This window comes from candidate division KSB1 bacterium, assembly GCA_016214895.1.
Classification (GTDB): Bacteria; Electryoneota; RPQS01; order RPQS01; family RPQS01; genus JACRMR01.
Genome location: JACRMR010000017.1, coordinates 143,139 through 167,696, shown reverse-complemented (window position 1 = coordinate 167,696; position 24,558 = coordinate 143,139). Strand labels below are relative to the sequence as shown.

Annotated in this window: 16 protein-coding genes; 10 read left to right on the top strand and 6 right to left on the bottom strand. The window is 60.9% G+C overall.

The annotated features are described in order from the left end of the window. Nucleotides 1-712 precede the first annotated feature (712 nt). From HZB60_09805 to HZB60_09795, 3 genes are all read left to right on the top strand, one after another. Entirely contained in the window at nt 713-1,918 is a 1,206-nt protein-coding gene (locus tag HZB60_09805) for a hypothetical protein (protein ID MBI5060057.1), read from the top strand. 69 nt (nt 1,919-1,987) lie between these two features. Beyond that, complete coding sequence (locus HZB60_09800; GenBank protein MBI5060056.1) at nt 1,988-4,285, top strand: TonB-dependent receptor; 2,298 nt, start codon at nt 1,988-1,990, stop codon at nt 4,283-4,285. 453 nt (nt 4,286-4,738) lie between these two features. Further along, on the top strand, nt 4,739-6,559 hold the full coding sequence (locus tag HZB60_09795) for a hypothetical protein (protein ID MBI5060055.1): 1,821 nt from the start codon (nt 4,739-4,741) through the stop codon (nt 6,557-6,559). Between the two features lie 160 nt (nt 6,560-6,719). Here HZB60_09795 and HZB60_09790 read toward each other — a convergent pair whose 3' ends face one another. Beyond that, nucleotides 6,720-8,321, bottom strand: a complete 1,602-nt coding sequence (locus tag HZB60_09790; GenBank protein ID MBI5060054.1) for a M6 family metalloprotease domain-containing protein — start codon at nt 8,319-8,321, stop codon at nt 6,720-6,722. A 339-nt stretch (nt 8,322-8,660) separates the two neighbouring features. Between HZB60_09790 and HZB60_09785 the strand changes: the two genes are divergently transcribed. Both HZB60_09785 and HZB60_09780 read left to right on the top strand, forming a co-directional pair. Beyond that, nucleotides 8,661-9,092, top strand: a complete 432-nt coding sequence (locus HZB60_09785; GenBank protein ID MBI5060053.1) for a MarR family transcriptional regulator — start codon at nt 8,661-8,663, stop codon at nt 9,090-9,092. A 290-nt stretch (nt 9,093-9,382) separates the two neighbouring features. Beyond that, the gene (locus HZB60_09780; GenBank protein MBI5060052.1) at nt 9,383-10,066 is read left to right on the top strand and encodes an NAD(P)-binding domain-containing protein; all 684 of its coding nucleotides are present in this window, start codon (nt 9,383-9,385) and stop codon (nt 10,064-10,066) included. A gap of 108 nt (nt 10,067-10,174) precedes the next feature. Here HZB60_09780 and HZB60_09775 read toward each other — a convergent pair whose 3' ends face one another. Beyond that, nucleotides 10,175-10,771: an Hsp20/alpha crystallin family protein gene (locus tag HZB60_09775; GenBank protein ID MBI5060051.1), complete on the bottom strand. Its 597-nt coding sequence runs from the start codon at nt 10,769-10,771 to the stop codon at nt 10,175-10,177. Nucleotides 10,772-11,349: 578 nt separating this feature from the next. Here HZB60_09775 and HZB60_09770 point away from each other — a divergent pair. After that, nucleotides 11,350-13,239, top strand: coding sequence for a response regulator (locus HZB60_09770; protein ID MBI5060050.1), 1,890 nt, complete (start codon nt 11,350-11,352; stop codon nt 13,237-13,239). 89 nt (nt 13,240-13,328) lie between these two features. Here the strand turns inward: HZB60_09770 and HZB60_09765 are convergent, their stop codons facing one another. Together HZB60_09765 and HZB60_09760 are read right to left on the bottom strand one after the other, a co-directional pair. Then, nucleotides 13,329-15,953 (bottom strand): hypothetical protein, encoded by a 2,625-nt coding sequence (locus HZB60_09765; GenBank protein ID MBI5060049.1) that lies wholly within the window; start codon nt 15,951-15,953, stop codon nt 13,329-13,331. Nucleotides 15,954-16,164: 211 nt separating this feature from the next. Continuing rightward, entirely contained in the window at nt 16,165-17,994 is a 1,830-nt protein-coding gene (locus HZB60_09760; protein MBI5060048.1) for a T9SS type A sorting domain-containing protein, read from the bottom strand. Between the two features lie 540 nt (nt 17,995-18,534). On the opposite strand from HZB60_09760, the gene HZB60_09755 reads away from it, so the two are divergent. The 4 genes from HZB60_09755 to HZB60_09740 all read left to right on the top strand — a co-directional run bounded on the left by HZB60_09755 (nt 18,535) and on the right by HZB60_09740 (nt 22,990). Next, nucleotides 18,535-19,056: an SRPBCC domain-containing protein gene (locus tag HZB60_09755; GenBank protein ID MBI5060047.1), complete on the top strand. Its 522-nt coding sequence runs from the start codon at nt 18,535-18,537 to the stop codon at nt 19,054-19,056. 133 nt (nt 19,057-19,189) lie between these two features. Further along, nucleotides 19,190-21,337, top strand: coding sequence for a hypothetical protein (locus HZB60_09750; GenBank protein ID MBI5060046.1), 2,148 nt, complete (start codon nt 19,190-19,192; stop codon nt 21,335-21,337). A gap of 714 nt (nt 21,338-22,051) precedes the next feature. Continuing rightward, complete coding sequence (locus tag HZB60_09745) at nt 22,052-22,597, top strand: sigma-70 family RNA polymerase sigma factor (GenBank protein ID MBI5060045.1); 546 nt, start codon at nt 22,052-22,054, stop codon at nt 22,595-22,597. Nucleotides 22,598-22,636: 39 nt separating this feature from the next. Then, on the top strand, nt 22,637-22,990 hold the full coding sequence (locus HZB60_09740; GenBank protein ID MBI5060044.1) for a hypothetical protein: 354 nt from the start codon (nt 22,637-22,639) through the stop codon (nt 22,988-22,990). 81 nt (nt 22,991-23,071) lie between these two features. Here HZB60_09740 and HZB60_09735 read toward each other — a convergent pair whose 3' ends face one another. Together HZB60_09735 and HZB60_09730 are read right to left on the bottom strand one after the other, a co-directional pair. Further along, nucleotides 23,072-24,085, bottom strand: coding sequence for a chemotaxis response regulator protein-glutamate methylesterase (locus tag HZB60_09735; protein MBI5060043.1), 1,014 nt, complete (start codon nt 24,083-24,085; stop codon nt 23,072-23,074). After that, on the bottom strand, nt 24,082-24,558 hold the full coding sequence (locus tag HZB60_09730) for a chemotaxis protein CheX (GenBank protein ID MBI5060042.1): 477 nt from the start codon (nt 24,556-24,558) through the stop codon (nt 24,082-24,084). Before HZB60_09730 ends, HZB60_09735 begins: the two co-directional genes overlap by 4 nt.

Sequence of the window (24,558 nt, the reverse complement as noted above, 5' to 3'; positions counted from 1 at the left end):
ATTTTGATAAATGGCGCATGTGATGAACAATAGGGCAGTTGCAGAACACAGAAGACCCGGACCGGGATGGGCGCGGGTGACGACACAGTGACTCGAAGCAGCCCCCCGAGGGGGCACTTGGAGACAAGTGCCGCCAAGAGGAGAAGAGCGGAAGACGGGCGGCGCAGCCGGCCCTTACCCCGACCCCTCGCGGCGTAGGTGTGGCCGGCTGAACAGTACGGTGACTCGAAGCAGCTCTCCCGAGGGGGCACTTGGAGACAAGTGCCGCCAAGAAGCACCACCCGATGGGGCACTTGAAGACAAGTGCCGCCAAGAAGCACCACCCGATTGGGGCACTTGGAGACAAGTGCCGCCAAGCAGAGAAGAGCGGAAGACGGGCGGCGCAGCCGCCCTTACCCCGACCCCTCGCAGCGTAGGTGTGGCCTGCTGAACAACACGGTGACTCGAAACAGCTCTCCCGAGGGGGCACTTGGAGACAAGTGCCGCCAAGAAGCACCACCCGATGGGGCACTTGAAGACAAGTGCCGCCAAGAGCAAGTGCCCCCCTTACATTTCCGTGACAATCGATTGTGCGGATTTTGTTATATTGGGTGCGATCAATAACGACCCGGCAGAATAGAGACGACGGATTGCGCTCGGCTGTTCCGTCTTAATTAATTATTAATAAAGGTTTTATTCAATTTGTCCGTGAATCAATCAGTGAGGAGTTCACATGCGAAATCTGTTTCGGCTACTACCTGCTCTGCTGCTCGGCCTGCTTGTATTTGCCGGGTGCTCCAGCGACGACGACAATAACAACAACCCCCCGGCGACGGGTACGCTGACCGGCAGCGTCATCTTCCATGGCGAGTGGCCGGATTCGGGAGCGGTCCAGCTTTCGATATTTGACAATTGGAATAACGAAGGAACCAACTGCTACTGGTGCGCGACATCGGCGGGCGGTCCGCCGGACTACAGTACCGATGCCGCGTATTTCCAGGATCCTGATCCGACGAACACCTCCGATGCGGATACGATCGCCTTCAGTCTGACGGGGATTACGTTGGGGACGTATGAGACCGTAGTGACGGGCTGGCGGAGACCCGGGGGCGGCGCGAATGTGGAGTGCGATGAACCGGTCATCGGGATGTACGGCGCGAATCCGGGAAGCAGCGATACGATTCCCGACGCCGTGACGTTCAACACGGATCATCTGACGCACACGATTGAGCTGCACACCTGGTTCAATCTCCGCTTGCCGGTTGCCGGTTGCAGCGATACCGGTCGCGTCGAAGGCACGGTAAATCTTTCGGGCGACTGGCCGGCGCCGGGCGTGGCCATGATCATCACGAGCCAGCCCTACTCCGCGTGGCAACCGGAAGGCATCGCGGGATATCGCGGCCGCTACGCGCTGGAAACCTCTGACGAGACCTTCTTCAGCATTCCGCTGATCTACGGCAGCTATTACATCTCGCTCTGGACCAACGTTCAGCCTCCGAACCACCAATACCTCGGCTGTTACGGAGTGAGCGCGACGGACGCGCATCCTGATCAGGTCGCGTTGTCAGCTTCGGCTCCGGTGGTCAGCATCGGTGAACTCAGCGCGGTAATGCCGCCGCCGCATTGGATCAGCGGGACGATCACGTTCACCGGCGAGCGTCCGGCCGAGGGCATCATGGTCATGCTGAATCCGACCTTTCCCCCGCAGGGTCCGCCGACGAAGGTGTTCCGCATCACGGACGCGAATGAAACTCTGTATGCCATCCCGGACGTCCCGGCGGGCGCTCACTATGTTTCGCTCTGGAAGAATTCTTCGACCGAGTATGTCCTGTACGGCGCGTATTTTGATCCCGACGGCGGCGATCAGGATCCCGATCCGGTGACGATCAGCGATGTCGTGTATGGTTTGAATGGGATTGACATCAGCGGTCAACCGTAAACGATTGCTAACCGGAATGACCAACAAAGGGCGCACTCGTCGTGCGCCCTTATGCGAATGAAAAGTCGGATGAACCCATTCAGCTCGCGGAGGCATGTCTCTCCGCATGCCCCCTATTCGTGCACCGAGCTCACATCGGTGCGGCGCTACGGATTGCTGGTGGTGGTCTTGCTCTGCGCGGTCTGTGGTGCCGTGCCGAGCCGGGTGTTTGCCGCGGAGCATGTTTATGGTCTCGTCACCGACGCGCAAACGCATGACAGGCTGCTGGGAGTAAGCGTGCAGATCAAAGGGTCGCTGCGCGGCGCGGCGACGGATGTGCATGGACGTTTCCACATTCATTTGCCCAGCCCCGGCCGGTGGGTGCTGCGCGCCTCGAGTATTGGTTACAAGCCGCTGGAACGCGAACTCACCGTGGCGAGCGGTGACTCCCTCGAACTGCAGCTGACGCTGGAACCGGATCTGTTGCAGGCGGATGAAGTGCTGGTGACGGCGGAAGCGCGGGAGACGACGGCGCGGCTCTCGACGACGAAAGTCGAAGTGGTCTCGCAGCAGCAGATTACACAGCGCTCGCCGGGTTCGCTGGACAAGGTGCTCGATGCCGTGCCCGGTCTCGAAGTGCATCGCACGGGCGGCGCGGTGGTGTCGAATGTGTCGATTCGCGGCTCGTCGGACATGCTGGGTGGCGGCGTGGGCAATCGCACGCTGCTCTTGGTGGACGGCAAGCCGGCGATCATTTCCGACACGGACGGCGCGAGCTGGTGGCTCTATCCCGAGGAGATTATCGATCGCGTGGAAGTGGTCAAGGGCGCGTACAGTGCGCTCTACGGCTCCAATGCGATGGGCGGTGTGGTGAATCTGATCACGCGCACGCCGGGCTTCCGCGAGTTCACCCGGATTCGCGCGACCAGCGGTTTCTACGAGCGTCCGCCGGCGTGGATGCGGTACACGGACCGCCTGACGAATCTTGGCTCGCTCTCGTTCAGTCACTCGAATACGGTGGGCCGCTTAGGCTATTTCGCGAGCGCGACGCGGCGGAGTTCCGACGGGTACCGTGAAAGTTCCGGCTACGAGAATACCGTGTTGTTCACCAAGCTGAAATATGACTATTCGCCGCAGCGCGGGCTGACGTTTTCATCGCTGTTTCTGGCCGGCGAAAATGAGTATCCGCATCCGTGGGTGACGACGCTGGAGCCGTTGCACGTGCGGGAGATTTACACGAACGATATTCAGCGCAAGCGCACGTTCGCGAATGATCTGGTCTATCGGCGGCTGGAGAATCATCATTCCAGCTATACGCTGCGGCTGTTCTACAATCGCGATCTGACTCGTTCACTGCTGAACCCCACGTCCGATCCGCGCGCGGGCGAAGTGCCGGTAGGATTCGAGACGCGTTCGATCTCGCAGAAATTCGGCGTGTTGGAGCAATCCACGCGCCTCTGGCGCTGGAACAACACGCTGGTGTTTGGATTCGAGACGGTTTGGGATCAGGTGGACGGCCAGCCGTTGGATTACCTGTACGGCTTGCAGCAGGCGTGGTCCGGTGCCGGTTTCTTCCAGAATGAGTGGGCTCCGGGCAAGTGGCGCGCCACGGTGGGTGCGCGCTATGATTATCGCCACGTGGTCGGTCAGCGCACGACGCAGCAAGTGTCGCCGAAGTTCGGCCTCGCCTATGATGTGCGTCAGAACCTGGTGTTGCGCGGCTCGGTGGGACATGCGTTCCGCAATCCATCGATTGCCGAGATGTTCCTGAAGAAGGTCGGCGGTCAGGATTATGAATTCGATCCGAATCCGCAGCTCGACCCGGAGACCGTCGATTTCGGCGAAGTCGGATTCAACCTCAAGCTCGGTGAATATGCGGTGCTGGACGGCGCGGCGTTCTACTATGACTATCGCGACATTATTCGCTGGCAGACGATTGCGGCGGGGCATTACCGCACGCAGAACCTGGCCCGCGCGGTGATTCAGGGCCGCGAGTTGTCGCTGCGCACGGTCTGGCCGGACGGGATCAGGCACACGGCGGCGGTGACCTATCTGGACACCGATATCAACGGCCAGGCTTCGCTGACGTATGTTCCGAAGTTCCGCTGGCACTATGCGGTTGACTATGCCTGGAAGCAGTTGGAGCTGAACGTGACCATGCGCCACGTCACCTCGACGGACACGGTGATCTTTTACCAGAACGATGCACCGTCCCATGTGACCCTGTTGGATGCGCGGCTGGCGTTCCGTTTCCGCCAGAGCACCCGGCTGGGCTTCATCCTCGAAAATGCGACGAACGAATTCTACGAGGAGATGGAGCGCTACCGGATGCCGCCGCGCACGTATCGGATGGAGCTGGTGTATGAATTTGACGTGGCGCGGGAGTAGGAGACGCTCGAAAGTTCCAAATCCCAAACTCTAAATCCGAGCTCAGAGCAGAGCAGCAGGGCGGCGCCATTACCGGTGCCGCTATTTGTTTTTTGGGGGGGACGCCTACTGACTTCCGAATCCGGCGGGGTGCGGGCACCCCGTTCGGCGGGTGCGACGTGCGCCTTGTGAAATATTTAACAAGTGTATAAAATTGAACGAGTTACTGTTGTGGTTCAGAGGGGGGATGCCTCTCGATGAAGTGCCTGACAGTTTTGTCAGCGTGCGATGTAAGCTTAGGAATAACTGTAAACTGGACGAGAGTTATCACATTAGACCGGCCTCGGCTGACGTGCGAAGAATGTCATTTCGTCTGAGCCACAGGATTGACAAACTGGCTTGCCGGGCGATAGATTATGTTATGCGTGATCGTGTGAAAAACAAGGGCTTGAAATTGGGAGGAGCAGACACCAGATGAAGTCATTGAGACTTAACGCGGTTTTCATTTTCTTGTTGCTGTCGGCGGTGGCCCGGAATGGGTCGGCGGCAATTCTATATGTGGACGACTCCGCCGTGGGCGCGGACGACGGTACGAGCTGGACGAATGCCCTCACTGATTTGCGGATCGCCTTGGCCGCAGCGGTGGCGGGAGATGAAGTTCGGGTGGCGCAGGGCAGCTATTTCTCATCTCCCCCGGGCGGGGCGCGGGACTCCACGTTTGCCTTGAAAAACGGCGTCGCGCTGCGCGGAGGTTATCAGGGTACCGGAGTCAATCCCGACGCTCGCGACTGGCAGCTCTATCCGACAGTATTGAGCGGCGACATCAGCCGCGATGACAGCAGCAACTGGTATTACCACAGCGATAACTCCTATCATGTCGTGTCGGCGATCGGCAATGATTCCACCGCGATCCTGGAGGGCTTCGTCGTGCGCGACGGCTATTACGGCGGGAATTTCTGGCAGGGCGTAGGCGGCGGGTTGTTCGTGGACGGCGGGAATCCGACCGTGCAGCGTTGCCGCTTTGAGTACAATCTGAGCGGTTACGGCGGCGGAATGTTCGGCAACAACGCCACACTGCTGCTGGACGAGTGCGAGTTTGTCGGCAACTACGCGTGGAGTTCGGGTCGCGGCGGCGGCTTCGCGGACTACGGGACTTGCGTGGCGCACTTCGAGCGCTGCGAGTTCACGAATAACTGGGCGGAAGGCATGTTTACGGAGGGCGTGGGCGGCGCGATCTACAACGAGATGGACTGTCTGCTTTCGATCAATGACTGTCTGTTTCAGGGCAATCGCGCCACCAACAGTCCGTACAGCAGCGGCATCTATCCCGCGCTGGGCGGCGCGGTCTTCAGCTTTGCGTCGCCGGTCCGCATCACCGATTCGCGCTTTCTCGGGAATCACTCGCACAATGGCGGCGGTGTGTTCAGTTTCGGCCGGCTCGAAGTTTACAATTCCGTATTCAGTGCGAACGGTGTGACCGAATGGGCGCGTCCGGGTTATCCGGGGGCGGGCGGGATGGGCGGCGGCCTGTGCGTCGGCGCGTTCTTCGCGGACACCAGCAAGGTTGTGAACTGTGTGTTTCAGAATAACACCGCACACAATACGGGTGGCGTCTATCTGGGCTACGAGACCTATAACAATCAGTTCGGTCTGATCAGCAATTGTATTCTCTGGGGCAACTCCGACGTGAACGGCGCGTACGGGAAGGCTCAGTACGGCGGTGTCAAGCCGGAGTATAGCTGTGTCCAGAATCTGTTTCTGGCGCCGCCGGACGATGATCCGCCCGCTCCGGAGGATGTGCCCGGCAGCGTGGACACGAATCCGCAGTTCGTCGATGCCAACGGCGCCGACAATGTTTTCGGCACGCCGGATGACGATGTGCATTTGCTGGCGACTTCGCCCTGCATTGACGCGGGCGACAACGGCATCTTGCCGGCCTTCTTGCTGACCGATCCCGACGGTTTCGCGCGCAAGTACGATGATCCGAACACGCCGGACACCGGCGGCGGCACGGCTCCGCTCGTGGACATGGGCGTTTACGAATATCACCTCGCGGCGGCCCCGGGTATGCCGACCGGACTGGTGATCCGGGTGGCGGGCCTTGACGCAGTCTTGCGCTGGACGGCGGCGGCGGGAGCGACGAGCTATCGGGTCTATCGCGATGTCGTGCCGGAAGTGAGTGTGGACCTTGCCCATCAGATTGGAACGAGCCTGACGACGACGTTCACCGACGCCGCGGTCTTCGTGACCGCCGCGGGGCGCCAGTACTATGCGGTGACTGCTTCCGCGCCGTGATTCCAAACTGAGCACAGGTCGTGTCCGCTCCTGCTCTCGCGGCGGCGGGCCTATCCGCGCCACAGCAGGGGCGAAAGCAGGCAAGGATGGCAAATACACAGAAAGGGCGGGTCGCCGATGCGAACCCGCCCTTAATCGATTTCGGCAATCGCGCGATTACTTACGGAGTCACAGCGGTGACGGCATAGAACGCACTGACCGTCGCGCCGAGCGGATCGAGATACTCCGTGGTGGTGGTGGTGGCGATATAGTTCCCCGGCGTGATCGCGACGTCGGGAGTGCTGCTGCGGTACACGCGATATTCCGCCGCGCCAAGCCGCGCGCGCCAGGACAATCGCGTGTTCGCGCCGACGCGGTCCACGACCAGATTCGCGAGCGCACCCGCGCCGCTGACCGAGAGATCGGCATACATGATCGCGCCCGAGGCGGAGATGTTGGTCACCACGACACCGGAGGGTTGTGCGTCATAGCCTCCGCTTTCCGGCAGCGAGGCGTCGCTGAAGTCGCGGTTGTTGGCAGTCCCCGGGTAGGGATCACCTTCGTCGCCGTCGTTGTAGTTGGTTTCCAAGTCCCAGTAGCCGTCGGCCTGCTCAAGGGCGACCCAGTAGTTGCCGGTCGAAGTGTGACCGGGGAACCACTCGTTGTCATTGCTGGTCTGGGCGTCGTCCACGTGATAGATGAGCAGTCCCGTGGCCGTCAGGGATTGATCGTATCCGATCTGCTGCCGGTTCTCAAGCAGGAAGTACTCATCACCGGTTGCGCCGCCGGTCCACAGCCGATACACGGTGGGAGACGATTCAGCGGCCGGGATCGCCGCGCCGATCACAGGCGTCGTGACGTTAGTCGGCGTAACGACGCCGATGTGAATCTTACTCCAGGCGTCAAGATGGGCCGGCGAATCACCGCTGTTGCCGCCCCAGCTTCCCCCCGCCATCAGCGTCCAGAGGCCGAGGCCTTCAGAAGTGTAGTCCGTATCATAGAAGTCCGGCAGGCCGAACACCGCGTGTCCGGCTTCGTGAGCGTAAACTCCGAAGGTCTCGTCCCCGGGAGTTTGCATATACTCGGGTTCGGTGGAAAACTTGTACACCCAAACGCCGTCCACAAGGGGCACGTTTTCGGTGGTCCAGGCGAAGGACCAGATGTCGTCATTGGAGCCGGTCACTTCCGCGCCGGGTCCGGCATGGATGAGGAAAAATCCATCGACGTCCCCGTCGCCGTTCGGGTCGTACACCGAGAAGTCCACGACGGGATCGATGATCGCCACCACGTCTTCGACGAGTCTCTGGACGTTGTGCGGGTACGTTCCTTCGCCCTGTTGCCCGTCCACGTAGTAGGCGTAGGTCTGCGGTGCGCGCACCCAAAGCACCGTACTGGGCGAATCATACGTCATGAGCGTTAGATTGCCGTAGGTGACTTCCTGATAGTAGTCCTGCAGTGAACCTGTCGCGCCGAACAGCAGGTTGTCGAAGAATGATGGCGCGACACTGGCTTCATTATCGCTGAAGTCCACCAACACCGCCAGAATTGGCAGGTTCGTATCGCGCTCAGGACCCATCAGATCGCTGAGCGTTCGCACGCGGTCTGGGTTTTCGATTCCGCGCGCCCGTAGCGCGGCTTCGTTTTGCAGGTAATGCGGCATGGGCTGTTCGCCACTCTGGATTCGCGCGAGCAGGTCGGGGTGCGGCGGCATGGCCGAGAGTGGAATCGAGCAGAGTGGCAGAAGTAATGAGAGTAGGAAAATCGTCCGCAAAGGCGTATTCATTATCGGGGTCCGTAATGGTGAAAATTCTCGGGTCATCTCGCACCGTTTAAGATAACGCAAGTAGATCCAAGAATCAAGCATTTCTATCGTTATCGTGTTAATTGGACTTGGTTTATAATATTTTTGCAACGCCCGGCTATGGTGTCTGCAACTCCAGTGGATTCAGGGCAATCGACCGCAAGTTAGCCTTCACCGCGCTACCCTCCGCTCGCGTTCCGCAGCCCGCATGTCTCTGCGGGAGGGACCACTTCTCTTCTGCATTGCTATTGACCACTCACGTCGAAGCGAGGTGGTGTCCATTAATTTGCATGTACAAACAAATATTTGTATATTGAAGGCATGAACGACAAAGGCGATTCCAAGTACTGTAACTGCCTGTACTACTCGGCCAACGCACTGGCGCGCGTGCTGACCAAGCTCGCCGAAGAAGAATTCGCGCCTACCGGGCTGGCCCCGTCCTACGCGTTCCTGCTGATGACCGTGAACCGCAAGCCGGGCATTCAGCCGATGGAGATCGCGCGGCACATGCAGCTCGCGGCTTCGACGGTAACGCGGCTTGTGGAGCAGATGGAGCATCGCGGCTATCTGCGGCGCGAGCCTGAGGGTCGCGCGACGCGGGTCTATCCGACGGACAGCAGCCTTGCCCTGGACGAGCAGATTCGCTCGTGTTGGCGTGCGCTGTTTGAGCGGTATTCGGCGGTAATCGGCCGGGAAGCGGGACGGGAGTTAACGGCGCAGGTGTATCAAACGGCCAGAAAATTGGATGACTGATCCGTCGTGCCGCGCGGCGTACGCTCGAAAAACTGAGATTCCGGGCATCCGCGGACGGGTCTCAGCGCAGACCCCCCCCCTTCCCCCTCCAAGCGGGTTGGGGGGGGAGAGAAGAACAGTGTAGCGGCGCGCGGCGTGCGCTCGAAGAACTTAGATTCCGGGCATCCGCGGACGGGTCTCAGCGCAGACCCCCCCCCTGCCCCCCCAAGCGAGTTGGGGGGGGAAGAGAAGAACAGTGTAGCGGCGCGCGGGCGTGCGCTCGGAGAATAGAAATCAAGAGAGGAAGCATCATGAAGATCGGAATTTTCGGAACGGGCATGGTGGGGCAGGCGCTGGCGGGCAAGCTCGCGGAGCTGGGGCATGACGTGATCATCGGTACGCGCAATGTGGCGGAGACGCAGGCGAAGAGCGCGCCGGATAGCATGGGCAATCCGCCGTACTCTGCCTGGGCGAAGCAGCACACGACGGTCAAGCTCGCGACGTATGCCGACGCCGCGCAGCACGGCGAGCTCCTCGTCAACGCGACGAGCGGTCAAGGCTCGATTCCCGCGCTCGAGGCCGCGGGCGCCGCGAACATCGCGGGCAAGATTCTGCTTGATCTTGCGAATCCGCTCGACTTCTCGAACGGCATGCCGCCCTCGCTCTTTGTCTGCAACACGGACTCGCTGGGCGAGCAGCTTCAGCGCGCGTTTCCGCGGGTGAAAGTGGTGAAGACGCTGAACACGATGAGCGCCAGCGTGATGGTCAATCCGGCGCTCGTTGCGAACGGCGATCATCATGTCTTCGTGTGCGGCGACGACGCGGAGGCGAAGGTCCTCGTTACCGCGTTTCTGCGCGGTCAGTTCGGTTGGAAAAACATCATCGATCTGGGCGGCATCTCGACGGCGCGCGCGACCGAAATGCTGGTCCCGCTCTGGGTTCAGCTCTTCATGGCCAGGCAGACCCCGCTGTTCACGTTCAAGATCGCGCAGTAGTTTCGCGTCAGGCCTCGAGCAAAGAGACAGGGACAACCGCGCTGGTTGTCCCTGTCTTTTGATATTGGAACGGATCCGGCAGGATTTGCAGACCCTGCTCGGGGGAGCTTAACCGATCTTCACGGTCGTCGGTTTGTGCTGGCTGGACTTGCGGCAGGTGACGGTCAATACGCCATTCTTGCAACTGGCTTTGACCGAACTGGTGTTGATCGCGTTCGGCAGCGTGAAGCAGCGCGCGAAGTTCCCGCTCTGGCACTCGCACGAGTAGCAGTTGCAGTTGGTGGGGCAGGTTGACATGTTGCAACAGCCGCTGATCGTGACGGAGGTCGCGGTGCAGGCGATCTTGCAATCGCTCTTGGTGCAGCCCGGCACACAGCAGCGAATGGTATAGCCGGTCGCGGTTTCCCAGAAATCGCAGCGCGGAGTCCACGGACGGCCGTCAGCATCCCACGAGCGCGTGAGTTCCTCGAACACGCGGTTTACGGAGTCGACGAGGTACGGGTTGCTCATGCTGTTCATCGGCGTCGGATTCATCGTGCCGTTGAACGGCGTTCCGTTGGTCATCGTCCACGGATTGTAGGTCCATGGATTCGGGCTGGACGGGGCGGTATGCCCGTTGGAATAGCTCTTCAAACTCTTGTTCGACATGCTCTTGCTGCTGGAACTCTTCGTTGTTTTCTTGCGCGTGAGGGTGCTTGAGGCCATGGATGGGGTCTCCTTCGAGTGTTTTCGGTCCCGTGGTTCTTTGACGGGGCCTTCGGGGGTTTCACAATTCCGTTGCTGAGCGCCGACCTACGTTTCACGGACGGCCTACATTTCACCTTGGCAGCAGCGCCGCACGTCGGCGGGACGATCTTGCCTGTTGGTGAGCACCCGTTTTGCCGGAGAGACGTTGTCCCACAGACCTATTGGGGGCGTATCGGCCGAAGCAATCAGTCGCGATCAATACGTTTCTGTCACAAGTTGCAATGCATGTGCCATTCAGACCGGAAATCATGTAGAACATCCACGACGGTCATCTGAATCGGGTGCGAGATATGAAAGAGTCGGACAGAGTTGTCGGAACGGCCGAAAGCGACGCGACGCGGCTGCGAATTCGTTTTCGCACGCGTGCGACTTTATTGTCGCACATGGGAATAGCGACGGCGGAGCGATAGCAAACCTCATAGGTATCGGTCTGCATCTTGCTTGAGTAGCAGTCAACCAGAACCTCGGAACGGGAACACTGCTTCGTGTCAGGACGGAAGACACCACTTATTCACCCATCAGGCAGTCGACGCCGTTTGTGGCGGAGCATTCTCGCCTTCACGGCCGGGCCTGCACTGGTCATATTCGCCATGCTCGTGGCCGTCTTTAACGGGGCACATCCCACGATGGTGACCCTGATCGGTGTCGCGGGTCTTCTGATAATCGGGGGCCGGTTGTATTGGGCCGGCTCGCTTCGGCTTCGCGCGGCAGACCTGAATCGTCCGGGTCGCAGCGGCGATCCGGTGGCCACGGCGCTGGAGCACATCGCGGCCACGTTCGCGGACGACCTGAACAACCGGGTTGCTCAGGTCGAGACGTTGAAGTCGTCGGCCGATGCCGCGGCAGCGGCGAACCGGGCGAAGACTGAATTTCTGGCGAATATCAGCCACGAAATTCGTACGCCGATGAACGGCATCATGGGCATGATTTCCCTGCTGATGGACAGTCCGCTGGATCCCGAGCAACGCGAGTGCGCGCGCGTGGTCAAGAGTTCGGCGGAGTCGCTGTTGGTGATCTTGAACGACGTATTGGATATCTCGCGCATCGAATCCGGCAAGCTGGAGTTGCAGCCGGTGTCCTTTGATTTGGTGGAGTTGATTCAGGACGTCGGCGACCTGATGTTTGCGTCGGCCGCGGCCGAGCGGCTGGAAGTCGGAGTCCGCTATGATCCGCGCTGTCCAAGTCAGTTGATCGGCGATCCCGTCCGGGTCCGGCAGATCTTGATGAATCTCGTGAACAACGCGCTCAAGTTCACGGAGCGCGGATCGGTGATGCTGGCGGTTGAGGTCGCCGAACTCACGGCCACGGATGTGGGGCTTGAGTTCTCGGTTCACGACACCGGCATCGGGATCAGCGAGGCGTCGATTCCACAGCTGTTCGCGCGGTTCGTCCAGGCGGATTCCAGCACGACTCGGGAGTATGGCGGAGCCGGACTTGGTTTGGCGATCAGCAAGCAGCTGGTCGAGCTGATGGGTGGAACGATCACGGTACGCAGCACGCTCGGCGGCGGCTCGACGTTTCGCGTGCAATTGCGCTTTCCGCTGGGAGCGCAAGCCGCGGAGCCTGCTCTGCGGGATGATTTGGGCGCGATCCGGGCGATTGTGATTTGCGAGCAGCGAACCCTGGACTTAGCGATCGAGGAAGCGCTGTCGGGGTTGGGGGTGGGCGAGGTGATCACTTGTTCGCCGGCTGAGGCGATCGGCCTCCTGTCCCCTGAGAGCGGCGCGAATCAGAGTGAGCGCGTGGCGCTGATTGACTGCGACGTGCTGGCCGGTCCCGTCGGTCAAATACTGTCACACCGGCTGTCCGCCTACCGCAATGGTCTTGACCTGCGGGTGCTGATTCTCGCTCCCCGCGGCTGGGAGCGACAGCATCCGAGTCTGGCGGCGCTGGCGGAATCGGTGATCCACAAACCGGTGTTGCCGCCGGCGCTGAGCCGAGCACTTCGCGGGATGGTGGCAAACGCCGGGGACTCGGTCGAGTCCGGTCCGCCGCCACGAACTCCCCCGGACCCGGTTTCGGCCACGGATCCCGGTCCGGCCGCTCAACCCGTCGTGCTGGTGGCGGATGATCATCCCGTGAATCTGCTGGTAGCGCGAAAGATGCTGGAGGCGCTGCATTGCTCGGTCACCGTGGTCGTCGATGGTCAGCAGGCTGTGGCGGCCGCACAGGCGCGGCGATATGACCTGATCCTGATGGATTGTTCGATGCCGGTCATGGACGGCTACACGGCCACGCGTACCATCCGGCAATCCGGGCGGCATTCGGATACGCCGATTGTCGCGATGACGGCTCATGTGCTTCCCGGGGAGCGCGAGCGCTGTCTGGACTGTGGGATGAACGACTATCTCAGCAAGCCCTTGCGGCAGCCCGAGCTCAAAAAGGTGTTGGCTCAGTATGCCAGGCCGCGCGCCCAACCCACCTGATGCCCCGCCCGGAGCCGGGCCTTCGGGCAAAAACAAACCGGCCCGCAGGATCACCTGCGGGCCGGTTCTGATTCAGTCCGGGAACCGAATTAGTTCACCGAAACCACCTGATAGAAGTACTTGGTCGATGCGCCAATCGCGCCGGCATCGGTGTATGTGGTGCCGGTGATCGGCAGCGGAGTCAACAGCGTTCCCGACAGATAGTTGTCGGTCGGCAGCAGCATCCGGTACACCTTGTAACCATGCGCATTAGCAGGCGCCAGCCAGTTCAGCACCAGACCTCCACCCGGACCGGACTCGCGGCGCGCGGTGAGGCTGACAACCGGGCTGGCCACACCGGCAATCGCCGGCCGCGTCAGCACGTTGAGCAGCAGACGTCCGCCCGACTGAGTAAGCACCCCGGTCGTCGTATTCAGGAAGTACGTTCGAGCATCGGGAGTAGCGGTGGACGGGCTGATCCCCAGCGGCAGCGGTGCGGGGGTCAACTCGCCGTCGATGATGAAGCTATCAAGCTGCGTAATCGAGAGCCAGAAGTTGCCGCCGGGGCCGACGTAGGTGCTGAAGCCCGGAATGACGGACAGATCGAACTCCCACCACTTGATGAAGCCACCGAGACCGATGGTCTCGAGGGTGTCCACTCGCGTGATGATGCTGTTGATCACCGGACCGGTGTGGAACGAGTCCACGCCTTCGGAGTAGAAATCGATCCGGACGCGACCGCCGGAATCGGCGAGTTCGGCATCATAGCGCCACATCACACGCAGCTGGTAAATGTCCATCGTGTCGGCATCAGCCGCCGGCACGCCGTCACCCACCGGCTGGAAGTGAATGTACCGCGGATTGAGATAGGCGTTACCCACCGCGCGACGACCGTAACCCAGCTCGTACGTGCCCGTCGGGCGAACATAGACGGCCAGCGTTGAGTCGTCGTTCTGCGTCTGATTGATCGGCGTGTAGGTGGTATCGTTGCTGCGATCCAACTCGCCGGTGGCGTTGGCGATCGTACGAATGCGCCACGCGCCCGCCGCATCGGGATTCGCCCAGATGCGCGGCACGGTACGCGTCTCGCCGTAGTTCAACGCACCGGAGCTGACGACCGTTGAGTCACCCGCTGCCGGCCGCGTCGTGCCGTCCGGGGCCGTGTACTGCAACTTGCCGCGAACCGGCGACAGCGAGTTCAGACCTTCGTTCTTGAAATCAAAGGTCCACGCCCGTGCCAGACCCACAGTGATCGGGTACGGTACCACGATGTTCTGCGTCGCGAGGTCCACGGTGGACGCGCGCTGCGCAATGATCTCGACGTCATCGATCCAGAGACCGGTACCGGTACCGCCGTCCTGATTGTTATCGGTCTTGATCTCGAATGCGATGCGAATCGTCGTCGCGGTGGTGCCGGAGTCGGAGACGAGCGAGATTTCGGTTTGCTGCACTCCGCCCGAGGCGAGGCCGCGCGTGCGCTTCACCCAGCCGGTCAGCGAATTGCCGCCGGGGGCCGCTTCGCCGTTGGCGTAGCCGTAGTCATAGGAAACCTGCGTCCACGTCGCGCCATCATCCGTGCTGGAGTAGATCGCGTAGTAGTCTTCCAGCGTGTTTTGGCCGTCGCCGTCCTGGTCAGGCAGGTCGCAATGTACCCAGTAGGTCAGCTTGAGCCGCTGGTAGCCGGCCGGCTTGGTGATCGGATAGGAATACAATCCGCGCTGCAGCATCGTGTCTTCGGCGGCGTGATAGGAATGTGTCGGGGACGAGGCATCCGCCGCCGAGTATTCCCACGTATCGGCGGACTGCGCGCCTACGGCGATTGCGAAGTCATCGACGATGCCATCATTGGAAAGCAGCGTGGTCGCGCCGTCGGTGACACGCACACTGTCCACCAGCAAGCCGAACAGCGAGTCGGCATCGAGCGTGCAGAAGCCGGGGTCGGAGCAGAAGGCGATGCGCAAGAGCACGCTGCTCTGGCCGACATAGGCAGCCAGCGGAACGGTCACGACATCCCACGTATTGTGGTAGCCGCCGTAAGCCGGGATGCCCACACCCATTCCCCACTCATCACCAAAGGCAAACGAGCTGGTGTTGGTGTAGTTGGTGGCGGGGATGGCGGGGCTGGCATCGGGAGCACTGGGTTCCAGCACGGACCACGTAGCACCGTTGTCGCTCGAACCCCACACATTCCAGCCGTCCCACATGTTGTAGCCCGCCGGTTCGCCGCCGGGGGTCTCAACCGCCCACGCGGCCTTGAAGGCGAGCTGCGGCGTGGCGACGGCGGAGAAGTCGAGCGTATCCAGAATCAGGTATTGCAGCCAGTGGTTATTGTAGCCGCCGCGATCGCCCGTCGGGGGGAACGCGCGCGAGCCGCACCACCAATGGGGCAGCCCCGGCTGTCCGGCAAACCCGGTTTCGACGGAATCAATATGCCAGAAGGTGCCGGCCGCCAGATCCTGGCTGGTCCAGGCGGCGTAGGTGCCTTCCATGCTGTCGATGAACAGCATGCTGTCGGTGACGTCGAACGGATTGCGTCCGTTGCGCGTGACCGGCGCCAATTCGGAATTCATGAACTCGACCGGGATGACGATTTCATCCGGGAGTACGGATTGATCGAGCTGCGCGGTTTTGTTCACCGCAGCCGGAGCCAGCGTCGCCTGTTGCACGAAGGGCACGCTCGCAATCGCGGCGATCGCCAGGGCGAGCAGGGTCCAAAACACGACATTTTTTTTCATTTGCATCTCCGCTATTCTTGAGAGAGAATCGGTGGTGAAAGAGAGGGGAAGAGAGCGGGCACGAGCGTTTGACTCGTGCCCGCCATCATTCCAAGAATCTGCCTGCCCCTTGTCAGAGCATCGGTATCAGAGCCGGAACTCGCGGGCTATTTTGACAACAGCCGTTCATCCAAAAAACTCTCGACTCGAATTCCTGCGCGGGGCACTTCATTTACTTCATCAGCACCATTTTGTGGCTGGCGCTGAAGCCGTTGACATCCAGCGTGTACATATAGACGCCGCTGGCCAGGCTGTTGCCGTCGAAGTCCACGGTATAGACGCCGCTCTCCTGCGAGCGGTTCACGAGGGTCGCCACTTCACGACCGTCGATGGCGAAGACCTTCAGCGTCACGAGACCGGTCTCCTTCAAGGAGTAGCTGATCTGGGTGGACGGGTTGAAGGGGTTCGGGAAGTTCTGCGCCAGCGCATACTCGTTGGCGACCAGGCCGGAATGCGGGGTGGCATTCACGACTTCGGTCTGCGTCACAACGGCGCCGTCGAGGTTGTAAGCCTGGAGCTGGTAGTTGTAGGTCCGACCATTCTCAAGGCCGCGATCCACGAACGAGTAGGTGTGGCCGGCGGCATTGTCGCCGAGGCTCTCGACGGAGCCGACGACTTCGCCGTCATTGCGCACGACATCATAGCGATCAATGTGGGTCTCGGAAGCGGTGCTCCAGTTGAGCGTCACTTCGCCGTTGCCGGCGGTGGCGTTAAAGGAGGTGATCTCGACCGGGAGGATCTGATCGCCCGTGACGGTCACGCGAATCGGGCAGCAGCAGTTACGGGTGTCGATGAAGAGCTGGATCGGGCCGTTGGCGGCATCAAACAGGCCAACCTGCGCCGACGAGATCGTAACCGACGCGCCATAGCCGGGGAACCCAAACGGAGCGATACCCGCACTGGCGTACGTGCCATAGACATCCTTCAACCACCACCGGAGACGGAACTGCGTCATGGTCGGCGAGCACATCGGGACGATCGTAATCGTCAGGTTAGCCGGGATCCCCGGAATCGGGTCGATCTGGAGGACAACGTCGCCGCCGGGGCCAGTGAACGAAGCGGCCCAGACGCCGAACAGTTCGTTGTCGAGCGAGAAGTCATAATCGCTGCAGTAGTTGCAGAGATTGATGTCAGCCGTCCACGGCGTGCCGTTCACATGGATCGGGTCATCCGCGGCTTCGCCGACGAGGTTGTTCGGGCAGGGGATGCAGACAGCCGGGGTGCAAGCCGCTTCGGACTCGCCGTTGGCATAGATGCCCCACGGTCCGATGTTGCAACCGGCGCCGCAACCGACGTCAACATTGCCGACAAAGAAACACGGGCCGCGACCGAGGTCCCACTTGGCCCACACACGGCAATACTGGTTCGGGAACAGCGGGTTAACCTGGAACAGGACGCCCGGATAGCTCAGGGCTTCGCCGTCCCACGAGTCGAGCGTCACGCCCACAAAGAAGGCATCGCTCACGCACGCGTCGATCGGCACATTGACGGCAATAATCTGGCTGCCGTTCCAATCGGCGGACGTAATCGTGTACGAACCGACGGCACTGGCCACGGCCGCGCCGGGTCCCTTGCAGGAGCGGGTGACGTTCGGGCTCGGGCCATCAGCCGGGCACTCGACATCGACCGTGAACGTAAACGTCCGGCCGATATTCTGGGTCGAATCCACGCCGTTGATCACGAAGAACACATCTACGGAAGAGATGTGATACGGATAGTACGGCGGCGTACAGACGTTGGTGCCGAGCTGATCCGTGGCGGGATCCAGATAGATCTTGTACACTTCGCCGATGTCGGCGCCAAAGCGGTTGATCTCAAACGTGGGGTCCGGATTGTTCAGGTCCAGCAAGCCCACCGTACAGGAACCGGCGCGGCTGGTCGGGTTCGACAGGCCGGCATGGCTGACCGTTCCGAGCGGCACACGGACCGCCACTTCATCTGCCAGAGCCCAGGACGCACACATCAGGGCCAGCACCGCAAACAAACTAATCGCTTTCTTCATCTCATCTACCTCCGCTGAATTGGTTAGGAATCCAGTTGCGCAAGCTATTCAAAAATCGTTTGAACTTCAACAATCGGGTCCGTTGTCCTCCCCTTTCCGGGGTCGTCGGGCACCAACGGGCGCACGAAACACGGTCGGGGAAATGGGTCTGTTCCCCTTCAATATGGTTGCTATGAAAAGTATATTAGGAATATCGAAAAGGCAATAGCTCGCTATGCATGCACGCAACTTTTCGTGCACGCACAGCATGCAGGTCAGCACTCATTTCCATGACCCTTATTCAAATATAAACATGATTTTAGTTGCGCTCTTGGTTTTGAGCTTATTATGACTCGCCGTTTGCAGGAGGGTCACCACCAGAATGGCCGGAGGCATGCCTCCGTTTTGGCCCGACCTTGACGCAGGCATTTCGGTTTTGTTGCAGCAGTCGTAGAAATTGTCTCTCGCGGCTGGCTCGATGGCCTTCCTCGCGATTGCATCTCATTCGTCATCGATTAGCATGAAAACATGCGATCATTCATACCATGAGGTCCCCCAATTATGTTCTGCCGGGCGCTGCTGGGAATGCTGTGGGCAGCCGGATTCGCCCTTGCCGAGGTGAATCCCTTTGTCTGCAAAGGCTTTACAATCACACAGGAGGTCGAATATTCCACCACTCCGGACACGCTGTTCGACCTGATGACCGGGGAGATCAGCCCGTGGTGGGATCACCATTTCTCCGACCGGCCGGTCCGGTTCTTCATCGAACCCAGGCCGGGCGGTGGGTTCTATGAGGACTTTGACGACAGTGGAAACGGTGTCAAGCATGCGACGGTCATCTCTGCCGAGCGGGGCAAACTGCTGCGCATGGAGGGGCCGCTTGGACTATCGGGCAAGGCGGTGGTCTGTGTCTGGACTTGGGAGTACGAACCGACTCCCCAGGGAACGAAACTGAAATTCACGGGCAACCTCACGGGCCAGATTGAAGAGAACTTCGAGCAGATCATCGCGCAGGTCTGGCATCATTTTCTGGTTGAGCAGTTGCAACCCTACATCGTCGGTGGCACCTGGCGAAAAAAGTAGCGGATTGCCATTTCACGCATTGGCAGCGCTTGCGCACAACGGTTTCGGCCGTTATCTTGTCCCGTGTAGCAAATTGGGATGAGTGGAGGGTCAGAATCGAAACGATGTTGAAACGCGCCGGGGAGACTCACAGATGAATAGAGTGCTGGTATTTGTTCTCTTAGGGATCGGACTCGCGGGCGCGGGCTTCGCCGCGCTCGACACGCGCGCCGACCTCCCGGCCGCCTGGCGTGACGCGCTGACGGCGCGTTATGGCTCGCTGGCGGCCAGTCCGCTTTCGACGGGAGTGTTTTACGATCTGGTGCTGCCGCTCTCCGGGATCGAGCGCTTGCATGGCGCGGCGACCGCTGATGAAGTGGATTTGCCGCGCTTCCGGCAGGTCGCGTTTGAACTCGAGCGCGCGGCACTGGTCGCCTGGCCGCATCCCGGTCAGGCGGAACTGCGCGAACTCGGCCGCCTGGCCGCGCGCGATGAGGTCTATCCGCTGGCGATCATCGATTACCGCGTGAATCGAATTCGCGCGGGCCTCGACAAAGCGCGCGCGCTGACGTTGGATCCGGCGGGCGTCCCGTCGGTCGATCCGGCCGCGGTAATCGAGGCCGCGGTATTTGTTGCCGCCCCGCTGTACGACCGGACCTTTCGCGGTTCGAGCGTTCGATTTCAAGTCGATCTGCGTGCGCTTTACTTCAGCAATCGCGCGCCGCGGCCGGATTTCGCCGATGTCGATCTCGGTGACGGCGCGGGCTGGCAACGCGTGAACGGAGCGCGTGAGCTGGTGGCAAATTACCGCTCAACCGGACCGAAAACGCTTCGCGTGCGGGTGATCGGTGAAGATGGCTCCCCGCGCATCTCGCGGTCGCGGTTTGACGTGCGCACGCTCGACGCTCCGCCGCCGACCGCGACCTGGTCGCTGACCGCGCACGAGGCGTTTAACGGCGAATTCGCGACCGGCGACGCGTATGTCTATCTGGCGGACGGTCATACCGACGTCACGCGTCCGGCGATCGTCACGGACGGTTTCGACATCGACAATACGATGTTCTGGAATGAAATCTACGATTTGCTGAATCAGCAGCAACTCGCGGAGACGATTCACGCGCTGGGCTACGATCTGATCGTGTTGAACTATACCAACGCGCAGACCTATTTGCAGGCCAACGCCTACGTGACCGAAACGCTGCTCGACACGCTGGAGCAGATCATCGCTCCGACGCAGCAATATTGCATCGTCGGTCCGAGCATGGGCGGCTTGACCACGCGCTACGCGCTGGTGCACCGCGAGTTTCTCGGTGATCCGTTTCATGTGCGGACCTGGTTCAGTTTTGATTCGCCGCACACCGGCGCGAACATACCGCTCGGGTTGCAGCACTGGGTGAACTTCTTTGCGGGTCAGTCCGCGGAAGCACAGGCCCTGCTGGACGCGCTCAATTCGCCTTCGGCCGAGCAGATGCTGGTCTTTCATCACGCGGCCACGTCGGGGACAACCCCGGGCGCCAACCCGTTGCACGCCGCGTTTTTGTCGGACATCGCGGCCCTCGGGAACTTTCCGACGCAGCCGCGCATCGTGGCGTTGGCCAACGGCAGCGGCTCGATGATCAGTCAGGGGTTCAATCCCGGCGCGCAAATTGTCCGATACGAGTTTTCCACCTTCCCCTGGAATATTCGCGGCAATGTCTGGGCGCTGAATAATGCCGCGACGCAGCGCGTCTTTCAGGGCGTGATGACGTTCTTCTTCGTGCCGGTGGTTCCGTCGCAGGATGTCAATATTGCCGCGACGTTGCCGTGGGACAATGCGCCCGGCGGCTGGCGCAATACGATGGCCGACATGGATTCTGTCGTCGTGCCGTACGGCGATTTGATCGCGCTCTATCCGCATCACTGTTTCATTCCCACGATCAGCGCGCTGGCGCTCAATACGACCGATCCGTTTTTCGATATCGCCGGCGCGGGGAATCTGTATGCGCTGACGCCGTTTGATTCGCTCTATTTCCCGGCGGTGAACGAAGATCACGTCGAGGTGAACGCGAACAATCTCTATTGGATCATCAACGAGTTAGTGGATTCGCTGCCGCCGCCGGCGGTGACCGCCTTTTCGGCGGGCGCGACGCTCGATCTGCATTGGTCCAAGGTTCCCGCCGCGCGCAGCTATCAGGTGTTCACGACCCTCGATCCGGAAGTCTGGCCGAATGCTCCGGTGACGGTAGCCGACACGCTCTGGAGCGAACCGCTGCCGGTGGACGGCAGGAAGTTTTATCGGGTGGTGGCATCGCTGAATCCATAGCGTCGCATTCACGAGCATCAAAAAGGGCGGCCATCATGGTCGCCTTTTCTGCTCGGCTCTCCCCCCACATCCTGTGGGGGGATCAAAGAGAGAGCGTCTTCGCGGCGGTGGCTGTCTGCAGCCGCCCCGCTCGGCAACTCTCGTTGCGCCTCACGGCGTGTTCTCGGTTCGGCTCTCCCCCCACATCCTGTGGGGGGACCAAGGGGCGGAGCTTTGCCCGCCTCCCCATCCGAACCCGTCAATATCATAAGTTCCTGCCAGCTTTGCACTTCAATTGTTTGGCATGATCAAATTAACACTTGCTTTTTGTCAACATATTTTGTACATTAGGGCATAGCCGAATTTCTTCTTTCCGGCTTGGCGGCACTTGTCTGCAAGTGCCCCATCGGAAGGACTGTAGACTGTCGCCAAACAGCGCAGACCAAGCCCAGATTTCTCCCGAAGGGGCACTTGCAGACAAGTGCCGCCAAGGGCCATGTTCGTGTTCGCGTTTGGCGGCGCATGTCTCCATGTGCCTCATCGGAGAAACCTCCACGCCTTGCTCAAGTTACGATCAAGCCGGGACTCTCCCGAAGGGGCACTTGCAGACAAGTGCCGCCAAGGGCAGAGCGGAGGGGAGTCCGATCAAGTTTCAAGTTTGAAGTTTCAAGTTTTCTGAAGTAATTCCCGCCCCCGCTCGTCTGCGGGTACATGGAGGAGTCACTCGCACTAACGATGCCCGCGGTTCGTGAACAACGCGTGATGCGCACGGTCCAAGCCTATGGCCGCAAGCTGTTTGGGTTCGTGCGGCAGCGTGTGCGCACGGACGAAGACGCCGAGGATATCGTTCAGGAGGTCTGGTATCAGCTCAGCCGCGTGGCCGACCTGACGCAGATCGAACAGGTCGGACAGTGGCTCTACCGCGTGGCGCGGAACAAGATTATCGACAATCGCCGCAAGAAGAAGCCGCTGGCCGCGAGTGATCTGAGTAACGGCGACGACGACGATCCGCTGATGGAATTTCTGTTCGTGGACAGCCGCACCCCGGAAACGGAGTTCGTGCGCGAGCTGTTCTGGGCAGAACTGCTGAAGGGCTTGGACGGCTTGCCGGAGGAGCAGCGCGCGGTGTTTGTGTGGAACGAACTCGACGGCGAGACGCTGCAGGCGATTGCCGACCGCACGGGCGAGAATCTCAAGACGGTGATTTCGCGCAAGCGCTATGCGGTGCGCAAGCTGCGCGGACGGCTGGAACAGTTTCGCGGAGAGCTGTTGTCGCGCTGAGCGACGCGGCGGAACCTACAACGGTTGGAAGGGTCGATCATGTGTAAACCATTTTTCTTCATCCCGCTCATCGTGATCGCGGCGCTGCTGGTGTTCGGCGGGGCGGTCATGCTGTTGTGGAACGCGATTTTGCCGCCGCTGGTGGGGGTCGGCCAGCTCAGCTTCTGGCAGGCGGTGGGCCTGCTGGTGTTGTCGAAACTCCTGTTCGGCGGGACCCACTGGCGGAAGCATCATTGCGGTCCGTCGAGCGGGGACGGTCCGCCCTTCCTGCGCTATAAGTGGAACCGGATGACGGACGAGGAACGCGAACAGTGGAAAGCGAAGTGGCGTTCGCACTGTCACTGGGGCGGTGGCGAACCGAAACCAGGGGACAGGGGCGACGAGCCGCAATAACAGCAACGGACCTCCGGCAATGGAGGTCCGTTCTACGTTCATCAGATTCCGGCCGCCCGGGGCCGGACGGCTCGGCGGGCCTCAGACCATTTTCATGATTTCGGCGGGAATGTCGAGCAGTGTGGCGACCTTTTCGACGGCGCCTTTAACGGCGGCTTCCTTGGGCATGCCATACACGACACAGCTCGCTTCGTCTTGACCGATGGTGCGGGCCCCGGCCTTGCGCATTTCGAGCAGACCGTCGGCGCCGTCGGAACCCATTCCGGTGAGGATGACGCCGATGGCATTGGCTCCGGCAAACCGCGCCACGGAGTTGAAGAGCACATCCACGGCGGGCCGTTGATAATGCACGCGCGGGCCGTCCTTCACGGCCACGGTATAGACCGCGCCGCTGCGTTGGAGCAGCATGTGGTAGTTGCCCGGCGCGATCAGGACCAGTCCGGGCCGCAGCGCGTCGCCGTGTTTGGCTTCGCGGATTTCGACAGCGCAGAGTTGATTGAGTCGCTCGGCAAAGGCGCGCGTGAACTTCTCCGGCATGTGCTGCACGACCACGGTGGGCGGTGCGTTGCGCGGGAAGCGTGTGAGCAACTGAGTCAGGGCCTCGGTCCCGCCGGTGGAGGCGCCGATGGCGAGGACTTTTTGCGTGGTCTTGGTCAGCGCTTCCATGGGCTTGACGGGAGCGGCGGCGGCGCGTACGCCGGTCACGCGGATATGCGCGGCGGCCTTGATTTTTTCGCGCAGTTCATGCGAAATATCGCCGACGGTATAGGCTTCGCCAGGCTTGTTCATGACTTCGACGGCGCCGAGTTCGAGCGCCTGCACGGCCATTTCGCTGCCTTTCTGCGTCAGCGAACTGACCACGATAACGGGCATCGGATGGTACTTCATGAGCTTGCGCAGGAAGGTCAGGCCGTCCATCCGCGGCATCTCGATATCGAGCGTGAGCACATCGGGATTCAGCTCCACGATTTTGTCGCGGGCCACGTACGGGTCTGGTGCAGTGCCGACGACCTGAATGTTGGGATCGCGGCCCAGCTCTTCGGAGAAGACCTTGCGCACCAGCGCGGAATCGTCCACAATCAGCACTTTGGTCATGAGGGGTCTCCGGGATTGGATGCCGCGTGCTCGGTGATCGTGAGTTCGGCCAGTGTCTCTTCAAGATTCAGGAGCACGCGCACGGCCTGAGCATCCGGCTCGCTGGCCGGCGCGTTGGACTCGTCGAGCAGTTCCGGCGGACTCAGATTAAAGACGGCCGCCTCACCGTAGCATACGGTGAGCAGGTTTCCGCAGATCATATTCAGGATTTCCTTGAGCGCGTCACCGCGGCGGGCTTCGGGATCTTCATCATCGGGTTCGCCGAGCATATTGAGGGCGAGCGTATCGAGCATCTGGCGTTCGACGTAGAGCGCGAGCCGTCCGCAGCGCGGACCGCGGAAGGTGATGGTCGCTCCGACGCGATCGACGGGCGCCGGCTCACGGTCTGCCGTGGGATAGGCGGCGAGGAAGGCGGCGGCATCGAAGACGCGCTCGGCGACGGTTTCGAGGTTTTGTCTGAGGTCCGGTTCCAC

Excerpts from the sequence above, each read along its gene's own strand:
- HZB60_09745 (MBI5060045.1), top strand. The coding sequence starts at position 22,052 with ATGCCCGCGGTTCGTGAACAACGCGTGATGCGCACGGTCCAAGCCTAT.
- HZB60_09750 (MBI5060046.1), top strand. The coding sequence starts at position 19,190 with ATGAATAGAGTGCTGGTATTTGTTCTCTTAGGGATCGGACTCGCGGGC.
- HZB60_09765 (MBI5060049.1), bottom strand. The coding sequence starts at position 15,953 with ATGAAAAAAAATGTCGTGTTTTGGACCCTGCTCGCCCTGGCGATCGCC.
- HZB60_09795 (MBI5060055.1), top strand. The coding sequence starts at position 4,739 with ATGAAGTCATTGAGACTTAACGCGGTTTTCATTTTCTTGTTGCTGTCG.
- HZB60_09800 (MBI5060056.1), top strand. The coding sequence starts at position 1,988 with ATGAACCCATTCAGCTCGCGGAGGCATGTCTCTCCGCATGCCCCCTAT.
- HZB60_09805 (MBI5060057.1), top strand. The coding sequence starts at position 713 with ATGCGAAATCTGTTTCGGCTACTACCTGCTCTGCTGCTCGGCCTGCTT.
- HZB60_09735 (MBI5060043.1), bottom strand. The coding sequence starts at position 24,085 with ATGACCAAAGTGCTGATTGTGGACGATTCCGCGCTGGTGCGCAAGGTC.
- HZB60_09740 (MBI5060044.1), top strand. The coding sequence starts at position 22,637 with ATGTGTAAACCATTTTTCTTCATCCCGCTCATCGTGATCGCGGCGCTG.
- HZB60_09790 (MBI5060054.1), bottom strand. The coding sequence starts at position 8,321 with ATGAATACGCCTTTGCGGACGATTTTCCTACTCTCATTACTTCTGCCA.
- HZB60_09785 (MBI5060053.1), top strand. The coding sequence starts at position 8,661 with ATGAACGACAAAGGCGATTCCAAGTACTGTAACTGCCTGTACTACTCG.
- HZB60_09760 (MBI5060048.1), bottom strand. The coding sequence starts at position 17,994 with ATGAAGAAAGCGATTAGTTTGTTTGCGGTGCTGGCCCTGATGTGTGCG.
- HZB60_09780 (MBI5060052.1), top strand. The coding sequence starts at position 9,383 with ATGAAGATCGGAATTTTCGGAACGGGCATGGTGGGGCAGGCGCTGGCG.
- HZB60_09755 (MBI5060047.1), top strand. The coding sequence starts at position 18,535 with ATGTTCTGCCGGGCGCTGCTGGGAATGCTGTGGGCAGCCGGATTCGCC.
- HZB60_09775 (MBI5060051.1), bottom strand. The coding sequence starts at position 10,771 with ATGGCCTCAAGCACCCTCACGCGCAAGAAAACAACGAAGAGTTCCAGC.